At 72.2% G+C, this 16312-nt stretch carries 11 protein-coding genes; 5 read left to right on the plus strand and 6 right to left on the minus strand.

Annotated features, from left to right (window positions below):
• Nucleotides 1-109: 109 nt before the first annotated feature.
• Nucleotides 110-1963 carry an ATP-binding cassette domain-containing protein gene (locus tag ACZ5GP_RS02565; protein ID WP_468749075.1) on the plus strand — a complete coding sequence of 618 codons (1854 nt, stop codon included), beginning with the start codon at nucleotides 110-112 and terminating at the stop codon, nucleotides 1961-1963.
• Here ACZ5GP_RS02565 and ACZ5GP_RS02570 read toward each other — a convergent pair.
• The 4 genes from ACZ5GP_RS02570 to ACZ5GP_RS02585 all read right to left on the minus strand — a co-directional run bounded on the left by ACZ5GP_RS02570 (nucleotide 1897) and on the right by ACZ5GP_RS02585 (nucleotide 8251).
• Entirely contained in the window at nucleotides 1897-3276 is a 1380-nt protein-coding gene (locus ACZ5GP_RS02570) for a phosphatase PAP2 family protein (RefSeq protein WP_468749076.1), read from the minus strand. The genes ACZ5GP_RS02565 and ACZ5GP_RS02570 overlap by 67 nt on opposite strands.
• A 235-nt stretch (nucleotides 3277-3511) precedes the next feature.
• Nucleotides 3512-4330 (minus strand): xanthine dehydrogenase accessory protein XdhC, encoded by an 819-nt coding sequence (gene xdhC, locus ACZ5GP_RS02575; RefSeq protein WP_468749005.1) that lies wholly within the window; start codon nucleotides 4328-4330, stop codon nucleotides 3512-3514.
• Nucleotide 4331: 1 nt separating this feature from the next.
• Nucleotides 4332-6779 carry a xanthine dehydrogenase molybdopterin binding subunit gene (xdhB, locus tag ACZ5GP_RS02580; protein ID WP_468749006.1) on the minus strand — a complete coding sequence of 816 codons (2448 nt, stop codon included), beginning with the start codon at nucleotides 6777-6779 and terminating at the stop codon, nucleotides 4332-4334.
• Nucleotides 6776-8251 carry a xanthine dehydrogenase small subunit gene (locus tag ACZ5GP_RS02585; RefSeq protein ID WP_468749007.1) on the minus strand — a complete coding sequence of 492 codons (1476 nt, stop codon included), beginning with the start codon at nucleotides 8249-8251 and terminating at the stop codon, nucleotides 6776-6778. Before ACZ5GP_RS02585 ends, xdhB begins: the two co-directional genes overlap by 4 nt.
• 806 nt (nucleotides 8252-9057) lie before the next feature.
• On the opposite strand from ACZ5GP_RS02585, the gene ACZ5GP_RS02590 reads away from it, so the two are divergent.
• The 4 genes from ACZ5GP_RS02590 (at nucleotide 9058) to ACZ5GP_RS02605 (ending at nucleotide 12945) form a co-directional block, all read left to right on the plus strand.
• Nucleotides 9058-10242: an alcohol dehydrogenase catalytic domain-containing protein gene (locus ACZ5GP_RS02590; RefSeq protein ID WP_468749008.1), complete on the plus strand. Its 1185-nt coding sequence runs from the start codon at nucleotides 9058-9060 to the stop codon at nucleotides 10240-10242.
• 29 nt (nucleotides 10243-10271) lie between these two features.
• The gene (locus tag ACZ5GP_RS02595) at nucleotides 10272-11279 is read left to right on the plus strand and encodes an SDR family NAD(P)-dependent oxidoreductase (RefSeq protein WP_468749077.1); all 1008 of its coding nucleotides are present in this window, start codon (nucleotides 10272-10274) and stop codon (nucleotides 11277-11279) included.
• 105 nt (nucleotides 11280-11384) lie between these two features.
• Nucleotides 11385-11711: a plasmid stabilization protein gene (locus tag ACZ5GP_RS02600; RefSeq protein WP_468749009.1), complete on the plus strand. Its 327-nt coding sequence runs from the start codon at nucleotides 11385-11387 to the stop codon at nucleotides 11709-11711.
• 184 nt (nucleotides 11712-11895) lie between these two features.
• Nucleotides 11896-12945: a glucose 1-dehydrogenase gene (locus tag ACZ5GP_RS02605; RefSeq protein ID WP_468749010.1), complete on the plus strand. Its 1050-nt coding sequence runs from the start codon at nucleotides 11896-11898 to the stop codon at nucleotides 12943-12945.
• A 4-nt stretch (nucleotides 12946-12949) separates the two neighbouring features.
• Here ACZ5GP_RS02605 and ACZ5GP_RS02610 read toward each other — a convergent pair whose 3' ends face one another.
• Both ACZ5GP_RS02610 and ACZ5GP_RS02615 read right to left on the minus strand, forming a co-directional pair.
• Nucleotides 12950-14170 carry a metallophosphoesterase gene (locus ACZ5GP_RS02610; RefSeq protein ID WP_468749011.1) on the minus strand — a complete coding sequence of 407 codons (1221 nt, stop codon included), beginning with the start codon at nucleotides 14168-14170 and terminating at the stop codon, nucleotides 12950-12952.
• Nucleotides 14171-14250: 80 nt separating this feature from the next.
• Nucleotides 14251-16155, minus strand: a complete 1905-nt coding sequence (locus ACZ5GP_RS02615) for an ABC transporter ATP-binding protein (RefSeq protein WP_468749012.1) — start codon at nucleotides 16153-16155, stop codon at nucleotides 14251-14253.
• Between the last annotated feature and the right edge of the window lie 157 nt (nucleotides 16156-16312).

The raw sequence follows: 16312 nt of genomic DNA on the forward strand, positions 1-16312 counted from the left end.
TTCGGTGGGGGCGTCGTTGGTCCGGTCAGCGCCGAGCCGTCCCGGTCGGCACCGTCCTTCAGGAGGGATACGGGTGACTGTGACCGACACGTCGAACGCCAACGCGGAGATGCCACCCCCGCCACCGCCCGCCGTCATCACCTTCGAGGGCAAGGCCGGCCAGAACCCCCTGGCCGAGGCCGGTTTCGGCGCCCTGTGCCGGCGTCTTCCGTCCGTCCTCGGCCACACCGCGCGCATGGCGTGGGCCGTCGACCGGCCGAGCGTCGTACTGCTCCTGGTGTGCCAGGCCCTGACCGGCATCGCGGCCGCCGTCGTCCTCACGTTCACCGCCGGGGCGATGACGCACGTCCTGGGGACCGGCACGGTGTCCGAACGCCTGCACGCCGCCCTGCCCGCCCTGATCGTCGTGGCCGTCGCCTCGGGCGTCGGCCGCACCAGTGGCGCCCTGGCCTCCTACGCCGACGGCCGGATCACTCCCCTGCTGACGACGGAGGCCGACGTCGCCCTCGTCGCGGCCGTGTGCCGGGTGGAGTCCTCCGCGTACGGCGAGGACGGGTTCGCCGACCGGCAGGAGGCCGCCGAGGTCGGCGTCACCCGGACCCGGCTGATGGTGCAGGACGCCCAGCGGTTCATGTCCGCGCTGATCCGCATGGTCGCCGCGGGCGGGGTGATCACGGCGCTGCATCCCCTGATGCTGCCCCTGCTCCTGCTGGCCGTGCTCCCGGCCGGCGCCGGGGCCGTGCTGTCCGCCCGCGTCGACTACGAGACCCACTATCTCAACGTGGGCGACCGCAACGTCCGCTCCATGATGCGCTGGTGGGCCACCTACTCCCGCTTCGGCGACGAGGTCCGCGCGAACGGCATGACCGGCTACCTCCTGTACTGGTACAGCGCCCTGTCCGACCGGATCGACCGCCGCACCCTGACCGCGGCGCCCCGCATGCTGCGCATCGTCCTCGCCACCAGCGCCCTCGGCGGGCTCTTCCTGCTGGCCACCTGGGCCACCCTCGCGTGGCTGGCCGCGACCGGCAAGGTGGCCCTGCCCGTCGCCGCGACGGCCGTCGTCGCCGTCCAGACGACCCTGGCCGCGCTCTCCCAGTTCGTCATCCACGGCGCCGCCATGTTCCACACCTCGCTGTACCTGGCGGACATGCGGTCCTTCCTCGACATGGCGGGCGAGCGCGCCCCCAAGCGCGGGGACGCCACCATCCCCGAGCACGTGGACGAGATCCGGCTCGACGAGGTCGTCTACCGCTACCCCGACAAGGAGGAACCGGCCGTCGCCGGCGTCTCGCTCACCCTGCGCCGCGGCGAGATCCTGGCCGTCGTCGGGGAGAACGGCTCGGGCAAGTCGACGCTGGCCAAACTGATCACCGGCATCCTCCTCGCCGACAAGGGCCGCGTCCTGTGGGACGGCGTCGACCTCGCCGAGGCCTCGCCGGACGCCGTGTGGAAGCGCACCGCGCTCGTCCCGCAGAACTTCGCGTGCTGGCCGCTGCGCGCCCGCGAGAACATCACCCTGGGTCAGCCGAAGACGTACGACGACGGGCCCGTGTGGGAGGTGATCGACGCCGTCGGCATGCGGGAGGCGATCGAGAAGCTGCCCAAGCAGCTCGACACCCTGCTCGCCAAGGAGCTGTGGGGCGGCGCCGAGCTGTCCGGCGGGCAATGGCAGCGCCTCGTGTGCGGCCGGGCGCTGTACCGGCGGACGCCGCTGCTCATCCTGGACGAGCCGACCTCGCAGATGGACGCCCGCGGCGAACACGCCATCTTCCTGGAGATCAAGCGCATCGCCGCCGAACGCATGACGATCGTGGTCACCCACCAACTGGAGAACACCCGCCTCGCCGACCGCATCCTCGTCATGGACCAGGGCCGCGTCATCGAGGACGGCGACTACGAGACCCTGGTCGGCGCCGGAGGCCTGTTCGCCGAACTCGTCGCCCTGGCCAAGGACCGCTGACGTCCCGGCCGGCCGGGCGGCACGTCCTTCCGTTCCCACCGGCCGGTGGTACGGACGTAGGCGTGGATCACGGAGAGCATCGCCAGCACGAGGAGGGGCCCGGCCACCCAGGGGTGCCGGGCCATGTCCGTCGGCAGCCAGCGGTAGGAGACCAGGAGCGCGGCGAAGACCGCCGTGCCGTGGGCGACCAGCCGCAGCCCCGACCGGTCCCAGCCGTGGTCGAACGTGCGCAGCGCCGCCTCGATCGTGAGCGCGAACACCACGCCCGCGATGAGGTCCACTCCGTAGTGGTAGCCGAAGCCCAGCGTCGCGCTGAGCGTGGCGATCAGCCAGAACGTGCCCGCGTGGCGCAGCAGCCTCGGTCCCTTGCGGGAGTGGATGAAGATCGCCGTCGCCCACGCCGTGTGCAGGCTGGGCACGCAGTTGCGGGGAGTGAGCCCGTCGTACGGGACCGGGTGCGGGGAAGTGAACGGCGGCGGCGTGTTCGGCCACAGGTCGGCCACCGCCCACTGCACGCCGCCGGTGCCCGAGGTGCCCGGGCCGTAGGCGAAGATCGGCCCGACCACCGGGAAGATCATGTAGATGGCGGGGCCGACGAGCCCGATGACCAGGAAGGTGCGTACGAGGTGATGCCTCGGGAACCGGCGCTCGACCGCCACATTGCGCAGCTGGTGGAAGGCGACCACGATCGCGGCCACCGCGAGTTGGGCGTAGACCAGGTCGAGGAGGTGAGTGGGGACGGGACCGGAGGCCCTCAGGAGCCGGCCGGCCAGCCAGGAGGGGTTGCCGAGCGCGTGATCGGCGGCGGCCACGTACGGGTCGAGCACCGTCGGGCGGGTCTTCGCCGTGATGAGCAGCCAGGTGTCGCCGGTCTTGCGGCCGGCCACCAGGAGGAGGCCGAGGCCGACGCCCTTCAGCAGCAGGGCGCGTTCGCCTCCGGTGCGGCGGGTGAGGGCGATGACGCCGCAGCCGAGCATCACCCACAGCGCGCCGTTGCCGAAGAACTGGTCCTCGGGTGTCTCGGCGCCGACCGCCCAGCGCACCAGGACGAAGACGACGTCGATGCCGATCGCGGCACCGGCCGCGATGAACCGCTCCCGCCAGGTGAGCACCACCATCATCAGGACCAGGCCGCCGTACAGCGGTCCCGGCTTGGGCGGGAACACCACCTCGCGCACCTGGTTGGTGAGCGGCCCCGGCTCGCCGCCGTAGCGACGCGCGGCGATCTCCAGCGCGACGAGGAACCCGAGGGCCACCGCGCCTGCCGCGGCCCACAGGACCACCCGTGGCTGGCGGCACGCGGCGAGGAGGATTCTGCGGTCTATTCGGGGCAACACGGTACGGCTTCCTGGCGGTGGCGGGGAGGGCGATGAGGGTGCTCATCAGCACCGATCATGCCACCGGCCCGATGCGGCGATTCGGGCGGCTTCGCACCGATCGCGGCGGGGCGGGAATCGGGCGGGACAGCGCCCCGGGCGGGATGCCGTCGCGGGACGCCGTGGAGCCCCCGCTGCCAGGGCATCGGAGGCACCACGAGGGGGCGCGCCGTCAGGCGGCGGTCGCCGCCTCCGTCTCGAAGGCGCGCAGCAGATCCGCGGCGACGCTCACGGCGATGGTCGCCGGCTCCTTGCCGGTGATGTCGGCGATCCCGATCGGGGTCTTGATCCGGTCGATGGTGGCGTCGTCGTGCCCTCCCTCGGTGGCGAGGCGCTTGCGGAACCTCGCCCACTTGGCCGCCGACCCGATCAGCCCGATGGAGCCGAGGTGGTCCGTGCGCAGGGCCGCGTCGCACAGAGCGGCGTCCTCGGCGTGGTCGTGGGTCATGATCAGGACGTGGGTGCCGGGCGGCAGCCGCTCCAGCACCTCCTCGGGCAGCAGCGGCGTGTGGTGCGTGTACACCTGCGCCACCGCGTCCGCCAGGACGTCGAGCCGTTCCTCGGTGAGCATGTCGGAGCGGGAGTCGATCAGGTGCAGGTCGAGGTCCTGGCGCGCGAGGATACGCGCCAGTTCCAGGCCGACGTGCCCGACCCCGAAGATCGCCACGGCCCGTACCACCGGCAGCGGTTCGAGCAGCACCGAGACCGCGCCACCGCAGCACTGCACACCGTGCTGGTTGGTGACCTTGTCGTTCAGCGCGACATCGATCAGCTCCGGCTCCCGCACGGACGCGGCGATCATCTCCCGGGCCCGGTCGATGGCGACGGCCTCGACGTTGCCTCCCCCGATCGAGCCCCAGGTCCGGGTGTGCCCCACGACGAGTTTGGCGCCGGCGTCGCGCGGGGCGTGGCCGCGCACGGTCGCGACGGTCACGAGCACGCCGGACTCGCGGCGTGCCCGCAACCGCGCGACCGCGGCGACCCAGGTCATGTCAGGCACCGCTCAGCGCTTCCGCGTCGGCACGGACATCCGCCACGACCCGGTCGCTCCCGGCCTGTCCGGTGCCGTCCCCCGCCTCGGCGCCGACCTGCTCCTTCGGCCGGGCCCCGCCCTGACGCGCCTCCTGGATCGCCCAGTACACCGCCTCCGGCGTCGCGGGCGAGGCCAGCTCGACGCTGACGCCGCTCGGCCCGAACGCGGCGGCGGCCTGCCGCAGCGCCTCGCGCACCGAGAACGCCAGCATCAGCGGCGGCTCACCGACCGCCTTGGAGCCGTAGACCGCGCCCTCCTCGGTGGCGTTCTCCAGCAGCCGGACGTTGAACTCCTCGGGCATCTCCGAGAAGCTCGGCAGCTTGTACGTGCTGGCCGCCTGGGTCTGGAGCCGGCCGCGGTTCGGGCCGTCGCTGGTGTCCCAACGCAGGTCCTCCAGCGTCAGCCAGCCCGCGCCCTGCACGAACCCGCCCTCGACCTGACCGATGTCGATCAGCGGGGAGAGGCTGTCGCCGACGTCGTGCACGATGTCCACGCGCCGGATGCGGTACGCGCCGGTGAAGCCGTCCACCTCCACCTCGGTCGCGGCGGCGCCGAGGGCGAAGTACTTGAACGGCGAGCCCCGGAACGTCGTGACGTCCCAGTGCAGGCCCTCGGTCCGGTAGAAGCCCGCCGCCGAGAGCTGGACCCGCTGGATGTACGCGGTGCGCACCAGGTCGTCCCAGGCCAGCTCCTTGTCGCTGCCGAGGCTGCGGGCGATGCCCTCGACGATGCGTACGTCCGAGGCGTTCGCGCCGAGCTGGGAGCCGGCGACCTGGAGCAGCCTGTCGCGCAGCTGCTCGCAGGCGTTCTTGATCGCGCCGCCGTTCAGGTCGGCGCCGGAACTGGCCGCGGTGGCCGAGGTGTTGGGCACCTTGTCGGTCCGCGTCGGGGCGAGCCGGACCTTGTGCAGCGGGATGCCCAGCGTGGTCGCGGCGACCTGCATCATCTTGGTGTGCAGGCCCTGGCCCATCTCGGTGCCGCCGTGGTTGATCAGGACCGAGCCGTCCTTGTAGATCAGCACCAGCGCGCCGCCCTGGTTGAAGGCGGTGAGGTTGAAGGAGATGCCGAACTTGATGCCGGTGACGGCGAGCGCCCGCTTGGTGTGCGGGTGCGCGGCGTTGAAGGCGGCGATCTCGCGCTTGCGTGCGGCGACGCCGCCGTCCTCCTGCACCTGCCGCCAGACGGTGGAGATCCGTTCGGCCTGCGTGACCGGCTGGCCGTACGGCGTGGTCTGGCCCTGGCCCGGCCGGTAGAAGTTGCGCTCGCGCAGCTCCATGGGGTCGAGGCCCAGCAGCGGTGCGACGCGGCCGAGGATGTCCTCGATCACCAGCATGCCCTGGGGGCCGCCGAAGCCGCGGAAGGCGGTGTTGGAGACCGTGTTGGTCTTGGCGATGCGGCCGGCGACGCGGGCGTTGGGGATCCAGTACGTGTTGTCGATGTGGCACAGCGCGCGGGCGAGGACCGGCTCGGACAGGTCCAGGCTCCAGCCACCGTCGGCGGTCAGGGTGGCGTCCAGGGCCTGGATGCGGCCCTCGGCGTCGAAGCCGACCTTCCACGTGGAGTGGAAGCCGTGCCGCTTGCCGGACATCGTCAGGTCCTGGGTGCGGTTGAGCCGGAACCGCACCGGGCGGCCGGTCAGCTTGGCGCCGAGCGCGGCGACGGCCGCGAAGCCGTGCGGCTGCATCTCCTTGCCGCCGAAGCCGCCGCCCATCCGCAGGCACTGCACGGTCACCTCGTGCGAGGGCACGCCGAGCACGTGCGAGACGATCTCCTGCGTCTCGGAGGGGTGCTGGGTGCTGCTCTGGATGAACAGCTGCCCGTTCTCGTCGACCTGGGCGAGCGCGGCGTGCGTCTCCAGGTAGAAGTGCTCCTGCCCGGCGAACTGGAACTCGCCGGTGAACACGTGCGCGGACTCGGCGAAGCCCGCGTCGATGTCGCCGCTCTCCATCAGGGGCGTGGCCCCGTGGAAGCTGCCGGCCTCGATGGCCTCCTGGAGCGTGACCAGGGAGGGCAGCTCCTCCAGCTCCACCTCGACGGCCGCCGCGCCGAGCCGGGCCGCCTCCAGGCTCTCGCCGAGCACCCAGGCGACCGCGTGGCCGTGGAACATGACCTCGTCGGGGAAGAGCGGCTCGTCGTGCTTCATGCCGGCGTCGTTGACGCCGGGCACGTCGGCGCCGGTCAGGACGCGGACCACGCCGGGCACGGCCAGCGCGGGCTCGGTGCGCAGCGCGGTGATGCGGCCGCGGGCCTTCATGACCTGCACCGGGTAGGCGTGCAGGACGTCCTTGGTCCGCTGGACCAGGTCGTCGGTGTACAGCGCGGTGCCGGTGACGTGCTGGAAGGCGCTTTCGTGCGGCAGGGAGACGCCGACCAGGGGCTTCTCGGGACGCTCGGACAAATGGCTCATGACTTCGCCGCCTCGGGGGTCTGTGCGTGCAGCTTCAGCAGGCTCTGGCCGAGCATCGCGGAACGGTAGAGGGAGCTGGCCCGGTGGTCGTCCATCGGCGTTCCCTCACCCCGCAGTACGCGCGCGGCGGCCTCGACGGTCGACGGCGACCACGGCTCGCCCTCCAGGGCCGCCTCGGTGGCGAGCGCGCGGATCGGGGTGGCGGCCACGCCGCCCAGGCCGATGCGGGCCTTGCGGACGACGCCGTCCTCGATGTCGAGCGCGAAGGCGACCGCCACGCTGGAGATGTCGTCGAAGCGCCGCTTGGCGATCTTGTGGAAGGCCGTGACGGGTGCCAGCGGCCGGGGGACGCGCACCGCGCGGATCAGCTCGCCGGGGCGGCGCACGCTCTGCCGGTAGCCGGTGAAGTAGTCCGCCAGCGGCACCTCGCGCTCGCCGTCGGCGTCGGTGAGGACCACCGACGCCTCCAGCGCGAGCAGCACCGGCGGGCTGTCGCCGATGGGCGAGCCGGTGCCGAGGTTGCCGCCGAGGGTCGCTCCGTTGCGGATGAGGCGGGAGGCGAACTGCGGGAACAGGTCGGCGAGGAGCGGGACTTCACCGTCCAGACGGCGCTCGATCTCGGTGAGCGTGAGCGCCGCGCCGATCTCGATGGAGTCGGCTTCGACGCGCAGTTCCCGCATCTCGGGCAGCCGGTCGATCGCGATCACGCAATGCGCGCGCCGGGCGCGGATGTTGACCTCGACGCCCCAGTCGGTGGAGCCGGCGACGACGACCGCGTCCGGCCGCTCGCGCAGCAACTCCAGTGTCTCGGCCAGGGTGTCGCGCCGCAGGAACGTGCTGTCGTCGCGGGTGTACTCGGTGGCGACCGGGGCGGGCGGTGCCTGCTCGCGGCGCTGGGCCAGCGGGTCCTCGTCGGTGGGCTCACCGACGGCGAACGCGGCGTCGCGGATGGGGCGGTAGCCGGTGCAGCGGCACAGGTTTCCGCTCAGCGCGTGCAGGTCGAAGCCGTTGGGGCCGTGCTCGGCGTCGACGCCGTCGGGCGCGCCGTCGGCCGGTTCCGGGTGGGCGCAGCGGTCGGGCCGGTAGTACTCGGAGGCCATGCTGCAGATGAATCCCGGTGTGCAGTAGCCGCATTGGGAGCCGCCGCGGACCGCCATCTCCTCCTGCACCGGGTGCAGGGCCGAGAAGGCGCCGGGGGCGCCACCGGTGGCGAGGCCCTCGGCGGTGACGACCTCCTGGCCGTCGAGCGCCGCGGCCGGGATCAGGCAGGCGTTGACCGCCACCCAGTCGGTGGGCTTGTTCACCCCGGGCCGGGCCACGAGGACCGAACAGGCGCCGCACTCGCCCTCGGCGCAGCCCTCCTTGGTGCCGGTGAGGCCGCGCTCGCGCAGGACGTCCAGCGCCGTGGTGTGCGGCGCGGCCGGTGAGATCGGTGCTTCTTTCCCGTTGACCGTGATCCGCGCCTCTACCATGACAGGCCACCCATTCGGTGCGTGATCGGTCGGTTCATGATGTTCGCCAATTTTCAGGCAGCTTTCTGTGTTCAGACGCGCCACGCGAAAGGGGTGGGCGCCGGGCGGCACGCGGGAGCGGCGTGCCGGAAAGGGCGTGACGGGAGGAACCGGGGATGCGCCGCGAAGGGGCTGCATCAGGCCCTGGACTGCATCAGGTGGGACGTGCCGCGGAAGGGCACGTCAGGACGGCGCGTTCAGCAGCCGTGCGCGATCCGACCCGGGACCCAGGCGGTGCACTGGGCGAGGCGACCGAGATCAGAGCTGGTGTACATCCGCCGATCGCCTCCTTCGGGTGTCATGGGTCGACGTTGACCGCAACCTAGTGGCCACGGGCGCGCAGGTCAACGGGTTGACAAATCTCACAGTACTCTCTTCGCGCCCGGAGCGCCCGAGGGGCGGACCCCCTCTGTTGACCCGTGTGGGCAGGTCAGAAGCCTGTGACTCCGCGTACCCGGGCGGCGGTCGCGGTCCGCGCGAGTACGGCGACAGCGCGGGAGCGGGTGCGGTGGCCAGGCGACGACCGCGGTGACCTTCGGCGCGCTCGGGGCCGGCCACGCGTACAGCCGAGGGCGATGAGCCGGGCGGTGACCCGAACGCCTCGCTGCTGTTGGCAGGGGCGCGCCGGTGTGGGTTTGCTGGCCGTCCGGGCGCGTGTGGCGTCGTGACCGGTTTCGCATGACGCCGACGGCGCGGGGAACCCGCGTGCCACAAGCCGCTGCAACTCCAACCCCAGCTACCCCACCAGTTGCCTCGAGGAGAGAGCCATGCGCGCACTGACGTGGCACGGAAGGCGCGACGTACGGGTCGAGACCGTGCCGGACCCCGTGCTGAAGGAACCGACCGACATCATCGTCCGCGTGACGTCGACGGGCATCTGCGGTTCGGATCTGCACCTGTACGAGGTGATGGGTCCCTACCTCGACGCCGGCGACATCCTGGGACACGAGCCCATGGGGATCGTCGAGGAGATCGGCGCCGGCGTGACCGAGGTGGCGGTCGGTGACCGGGTCGTCGTGCCGTTCAACGTCTCGTGCGGCGACTGCTTCATGTGCGACGCCGGACTGCACTCGCAGTGCGAGACGACACAGAACCGCGACCAGGGCACGGGCGCCTCGCTCTTCGGCTACACCAAGCTGTACGGACAGGTGCCCGGCGGGCAGGCGGAGCTGATGCGCGTGCCCTTCGGCAACACCCTCCCCATCAAGGTCCCCAAGGGCCCGCCCGACGACCGGTTCGTCTACCTCTCCGACGTGCTGCCCACCGCGTGGCAGGCCGTGGAGTACGCCGCCATCCCGCCCGGGGGCACCGTGACCGTGCTCGGTCTCGGTCCGATCGGCGCGATGGCCGCCCGGATCGCCCTGCACCGTGGGGCGAGCCTGGTGGTGGGCGTCGATCTGGTCCCCGAACGGCTGAGCCGGGCGTCCCGGGACGGCGTCAAGGCGCTGGACCTGCGCCGTCACGGCAAGGACATCGGCGAGGCGGTGCGCGAGCTGACCAAGGGCCGCGGCACGGACGCCGTCATCGACGCCGTCGGCATGGAGGCCCACGGCGCGCCGCTGGTCAAGGCCGCGCAGTGGGGCGTGGGCATGCTGCCCGACGCGGTCGGCGCCAAGGTGATGGAGAAGGTGGGTGTCGACCGCCTGGGCGCGCTGTACGCGGCGATCGACATCGTCCGCCGTGGCGGCACGATCTCCCTCTCCGGCGTGTACGGCGGGGCGGCCGACCCGCTGCCGCTCCTGACGATGTTCGACAAGCAGCTCCAGCTGCGCATGGGTCAGGCCAACGTGAAGCGCTGGGTCGACGACCTCCTCCCGCTGCTGACCGACGACGATCCGCTCGGCGTCGACGGTTTCGCCACGCACCACGTCTCCCTGGAGGAGGGCCCGAAGGCGTACGAGACCTTCCAGGCGAAGGAAGACAGCATGATCAAGACCCTGCTGCGACCGTGACCGGGCCGAGCGAGGAGTCCGAAGTGCGCCTGTCGTCCGCGCGTCCCCGCCGGGGCGCCGACGACCTCAGCGGGCGGTCGGCCGTCGTGACGGGCGGGTCGCGCGGCCTCGGTCTGCTCATGGCGGACCGGCTGGCCGCCCGGGGCTGCGCCGTCACGCTCGCCGCGCGCGACGGCGGGGAACTGGGCCGGGCCCGCGCCAAGCTGCTGCACCGGCGCCCTGGGGCGCGGGTGCGTACGGCGGTCTGCGACGTGCGCGAGCGGGCCGAGGTACGCGAACTGTTCGCCGATACCGGCAAGGCCTGCGGCGGCGTGGACCTCGTGATCGCGAACGCCGGAATCATTCAGGTCGCCCCGCTGGAGTCGTTGCGGGCCGAGGACTTCGAGGACGCGATGCGCTCGATGTTCCACGGAGCCCTGCACACGTCGCTGGAGGCCCTCCCCCATCTCAGGGACAGCCCGGGCGGCGGGCGCCTCGCGCTGATCTCCTCCGTCGGGGGACTGCTCGGCGTGCCGCACCTGCTGCCCTACGCGTGCGCCAAGTCCGCGGTCGGCACCCTCGCGGAGGGGCTGCGGGCGGAGACGGCGGGGCGCGGGGTGAGCGTGACGGCCGTATACCCCGGTCTGATGCGCACCGGCTCCCACCTGCGCGCCCGGTTCGACGGCGAGCAGCGCGCGGAGTACGGGTGGTTCTCGACGCTGGCGGGCACTCCGCTGGTGTCCATGAACGCGCCCCGTGCCGCCGAGCGGATCGTGCGGGCCACCGTGCGGCGCCGGGCGCGCCTCGTGCTCACCCCGGCGGCGCGCGCCGCCGACCTGGCGCACGGGATCGCCCCGGCGGCGACCACGCGGCTGAGCGGTGTCGCCGCGCGTCTGTTGCCCGCCGCGCCCGCCCACCGCCGCGGGCAGCGCGAGGGCGAGGACATCGACCCGCCCGAAGGACTGGTGTCCCGCGCCGTCCAGCGCCTCGGCAGCGCGCTGAACGAACGTGCCGCCGACGCCTACAACGAACGGGGCGGGGGCACACGCGGGGGGTGAGCCCGGCGTACGGGCACAAGGGGGGCCGGAACCGGGCGATGCGCCCGAAACAAGGTCATCGGTGCGGCGAGCGCCTCCGATTGGCCACGAGAAAGTGAGGTCACCATGCCGGCTGGATCCAGCAACAAGCGTGAACGTCAGTACGAACACATCAAGGAGAGCGCCGAGGAACGCGGCGCGTCCAAGAGCCGGGCCAAGGAGATGGCGGCCCGTACGGTCAACAAGGAGCGGGCCCGCTCCGGTGAGGCCAAGACCGCGAGCAGGACGTCGACGAAGGACCCGAAGTCCGCCTCGCAGCGCGGCGGGGAGCGGTCGCACAGCGGCGCTCAGGGTCCCACCAAGGACCAGCTCTACGAAGAGGCCAAGAAGAAGAACATCGACGGCCGTTCCTCGATGAACAAGCAGGAGCTGAAGAAGGCGCTCGGACGCTGAGAAGCGCGGCGCGGGCGTCGAGCGGGCGCTGAGGGACGGTGGGCCCACAGGATGCTGTGGGCCCACCGCCGCTCGCGGCGCGCCTCGGCGCGCGGGGTCGCCGGCCCTTTCCGGATCGGATGCTTGTGTGGTCATCGCGCGGGCACTCAGCAGTGGCCGCCGTCCAGCGAATGGGAGATTGCCGATGCGTGCCGTGACCGTCCGCCCCTCGACCGCCGATTCCCTCGAGGTGCGCGACATGCCGGACCCGGTGCCCGGCGAGGGCGAGCTGCTGGTGGACGGTCTCGCGGCCGGGGTCTGCGGCACCGACAAGGAGATCGTCGCCGGGGAGTACGGTGCGGCGCCGCCCGGTGAGGACCGGCTGATCCTCGGCCATGAGTCGCTCGGCCGGGTGCGCGAGGCGCCGGCGGGCAGTGGGTTCACGGCCGGTGACCTGGTGGTCGGGGTGGTGCGCCGCCCGGACCCGCAGCCCTGCGGAGCCTGCGCGCGCGGCGAGTTCGACATGTGCCGCAACGGCCGCTACACCGAGCGCGGCATCAAGGAGCGCCACGGCTACGCCAGTCGGTCCTGGACCGTGGAGTGCGACTACGCCGTCAGGCTCGACCCCGGTCTGGAGACGGTCGGAGTGCTGCTGGAGCCGACCACCGTGGTGGCCAAGGCGTGGGAGCAGGTGGAGCGGGTCGGTGGCCGGTCCTGGTTCCAGCCGCGGCGGGCGCTGATCACCGGGGCTGGGCCGGTCGGCCTGCTGGCCGCGCTGCTCGGCGTGCAACGCGGCCTGGACGTGCACGTGCTCGACCAGGTCACCGAGGGGCCGAAGCCGGAGCTGGTCGCCGACCTCGGCGCGACGTACCACAGCGAGGACATCGGGCGGGTGACCGACGCGATCCGTCCCGACGTGGTGATCGAGGCGACCGGCGTGGGTTCGCTGGTCTTCGAGGCGATGGCGGGCACGGCGACGTACGGCGTGGTGTGTCTGACCGGCGTCTCCCCCACGGGGCGGCGGCTTTCGGTGGACGCCGGATCGCTCAACCGCGACCTGGTGCTGGAGAACGACGTGGTCGTGGGCTCGGTCAACGCCAACCTCCGCCACTACCACCAAGGGGCCGAGGCCCTGGCCAAGGCGGACCGCGGCTGGCTGGAACGGATGATCACCCGGCGCGTGCCCCTGGAGCGCGCCGCCGAGGCGTTCACCGCCCAGGACGACGACATCAAGGTCGTCCTCACCCTCGACTGAATGTTCAGCTGAGGACGGCGTGCCCCGCGGCCCCGCTCCCGACCGGCGTGCGGGTGGTGTGGGCGAGACGGGCTGTGCGGGTGGCGACGTCGACCGTGTACGCGTCGACGGTCATCGCCCGCTCGGACACCTTCAGCACCATGAAGCCGTGGTCGGAGAAGTTCTGCCAGGCGGCGGGGTGGGCGAAGTAGGCCTTGCCGTCACCGGCCTTGCCCGCGGCTCCGCACACGATCTGCCGCGTGCCGCCGGTGCGGGCGGTGGGCTCCAGGACCTGCAGCGTGTGGTCGTGCCCGGACAGGATGAGGTCGGCGCGCCCGCACACCACCTCCTCGTACAGCTCCTTGAGGTGGATGCCGCTGGTGTAGTGGCCGATCACGAAGCCGTCGTACGAACCGGCGCTGCCGTGCTTGCCGTTGTTGAGGTACGGGTGGTGGCCGAGGACGATCTTCCAGCGCGCCCGGGACGCCGTGAGCGCGCCGTCCAGCCAGCTGCGCTGGGCCCGCATGTAGGGGCCGTTCCAGTGGTAGTGCGGGTCGAGTTGGGCGACGTAGGAGGAGACGGGGTTGGTGTCGAGGGCGAAGAACTCCACCAGCGGATCGCCCGCGCCCGCCGCGGGCAGCGCCACGTTGTAGTAGCGGCTCGGCATGTACCAGCGGGGCGAGCCCTTGGCGTAGGAGACCTCGCGGTCACCGCGTGCGGGGTCGCCGCCGCTGCCGGGTATCAGGCCCGAGCAGTCGTGGTTGCCGAGGACCATCAGCCACGGCACGTCGAGGCCGGAGTTGGGGTCCTCGAACTTGGTGCGGAACTCCCTGTCGTGGTCGGACTCGGGGCCGTTCTCGTAGATGTTGTCGCCGAGACCGACCGCGAGGCCGACCCCTTCGGCGCGGCAGACCTCACGCGCCGCGGCGGCCACCGCGTGCTGCGCCTCCTCGCCCGTTCCGGCGTCGCCGGTCAGGAGCACCGCGTACTCCCCCGAGCGGCCGGGACCGGTCGGCAGCGGGAACTTCCCGGTGCCCGCCGCGGCGGCGGCGGCCCGCGTCCCACCCGGCAAGGCCGCGAGCGCCGCGGCGCCCGCCACCACCGAGCCGAGCACGGTCCGCCGCCGCAGCGCCCGCATCTCGCGGACCCGCTCCCCCACCGGCCCCTGGGCGAGCGCCGGGTCGGCCCGCAGCCACTGGTCCTCCGTCATGTCCGCGCTCGGCGGTATCAACTCGTCGTCGCACATGGGGGGTTTCTCTCACGGGAGAGCATGGGGGTGGTGGGGAATCGATGAACTCCTGGTGGACGTCCGGACACGAGCGGAGGTCAGAGCGCCGCCTCCACGACGCCCGCCCCCGCCGCCGGCTCGCCGCCCTTGGCGAACTGCGTGCGGTACAGCTCCGCGTAGCGCCCCTCCAGGGCCAGCAGTTCCTCGTGCGTGCCCCGTTCGACGACGCGGCCCGCCTCGACGACGAGGATGAGGTCGGCGGAGCGGACCGTGGACAGACGGTGGGCGATCACCACGGCGGTGCGTCCTTCGAGGGCCTCGGCGAGGGCCTCCTGGACGGCGGCCTCGGAGGTGTTGTCGAGGTGGGCCGTCGCCTCGTCGAGGATGACGACCCGCTGCCGGGCCAGCAGGAGCCGCGCGATGGTCATGCGCTGCCGTTCGCCGCCGGAGAGCCGGTAGCCGCGCTCGCCGACCACGGTGTCGAGCCCGTCCGGCAGGGAGCGCACGAGGTCCTCCAGCCGGGAGCGGCGCAGCACGTCCCACAGCTCGTCCTCGCTCGCCCCGGGCCGGGCGAGCAGCAGGTTGTCGCGCACCGACTCGTGGAAGAGGTGCCCGTCCTGGGTGACCATGCCGAGGGTGGCTTGCAGGGACTCGGCGGTCAGCTCCCGTACGTCGACGCCGCCGATGCGCACGGTTCCCTCGTCCGTGTCGTACAGCCGCGGGAGCAGTTGCGCGATGGTCGACTTGCCCGCGCCGGAGGAGCCGACGAGGGCGACCGTCTGGCCGGGTTCGGCGCGGAACGACACTCCGTGCAGGACCTCGTCGCCGCCGCGGTTGTCGAGCGAGGCGACCTCTTCGAGGGAGGCGAGGGAGACCTTGTCGGCCGCGGGGTAGCCGAAACGGACGTCGTCGAACTCGACGGACACGGGGCCCTCGGGGACCGGCACGGCGTCCTTCTTCTCCGTGATGAGCGGCTTCAGGTCGAGGATCTCGAAGACCCTCTCGAAACTGACGAGGGCGCTCATCACCTCGACGCGGGCGCCGGCCAGCGAGGTCAGCGGCGCGTAGAGCCGGGTGAGCAGCAGCGCGAGCGAGACGACGGCGCCGGCGTCGAGGGAGCCCTCCAGCGTGTAGTACCCGCCGAGGCCGTAGACCAGGGCGAGCGCGAGCGCCGAGACGAGCGTGAGCGCCGTGATGAACGTGGACTGCGCCATCGCGGTGCGTACGCCGATGTCCCGCACCCGGCGGGCCCGCGCGGCGAACTCGGCTGACTCGTCGCCGGGCCTGCCGAAGAGCTTGATCAGGGTGGCGCCGGGCGCCGAGAAGCGCTCGGTCATCCGGGTGCCCATGGCGGCGTTGTGGTGGGCGGCCTCCCGCTGGAGGCCCGCCATCCTGGCTCCCATGCGGCGGGCGGGCACGACGAACACCGGGAGCAGGAGCAGCGCCAGCAGGGTGATCTGCCACGAGAGAGTGAGCATGACGGCGAGCGTCAGCACCAGGGTGACGATGTTGCCGACGACTCCGGAGAGCGTGTTGCTGAAGGCCCGCTGCGCGCCGATGACGTCGTTGTTGAGGCGGCTGACCAGGGCGCCCGTGCGGGTGCGGGTGAAGAAGGCGACGGGCATGCGCTGGACGTGGTCGAAGACGGCGGTCCGCAGGTCCAGGATGAGCCCTTCGCCGAGGTTCGCCGACAGCCAGCGGCTCACCAGCCCGAGGCCCGCCTCCGCGAGCGCGATGGCCGCGATCAGCAGGGCGTACCGCACGACGGTCGAGGAGTCCGAGCCGCGGACGATGGCGTCGACCACCTTCCCCGCGAGGACGGGCGTCGCCACGGCCAGCAGCGCGGTGACGACGCTCAGCAGCACGAACTGCCGGATGCGCCTGCGGTGGGGCCGCGCGAAGGCGCCGATGCGGCGCAGCGTGGCACGGGCGAAGGGTCGGCGGTCCTGCTGCGCGTTCATCACGCTGTGCAGCTGGACCCAGGCGGTGGTTTCCATGCTCATGAAGAGAACGTTAAGACCTCAAGTAAACTTGAGGTCAAGGGTTCGGCCGGATTCACCCGCCCGCCGCACTTTCCCCGGCGCTTCCCCTGCCGCGTCTGTTGACCCGCATGTAACGGGAACGTACTTTTCGCTTCAACTCTTGTGTTCTCCACAGGAG

This window comes from Streptomyces sp. NPDC031466, assembly GCF_055581265.1.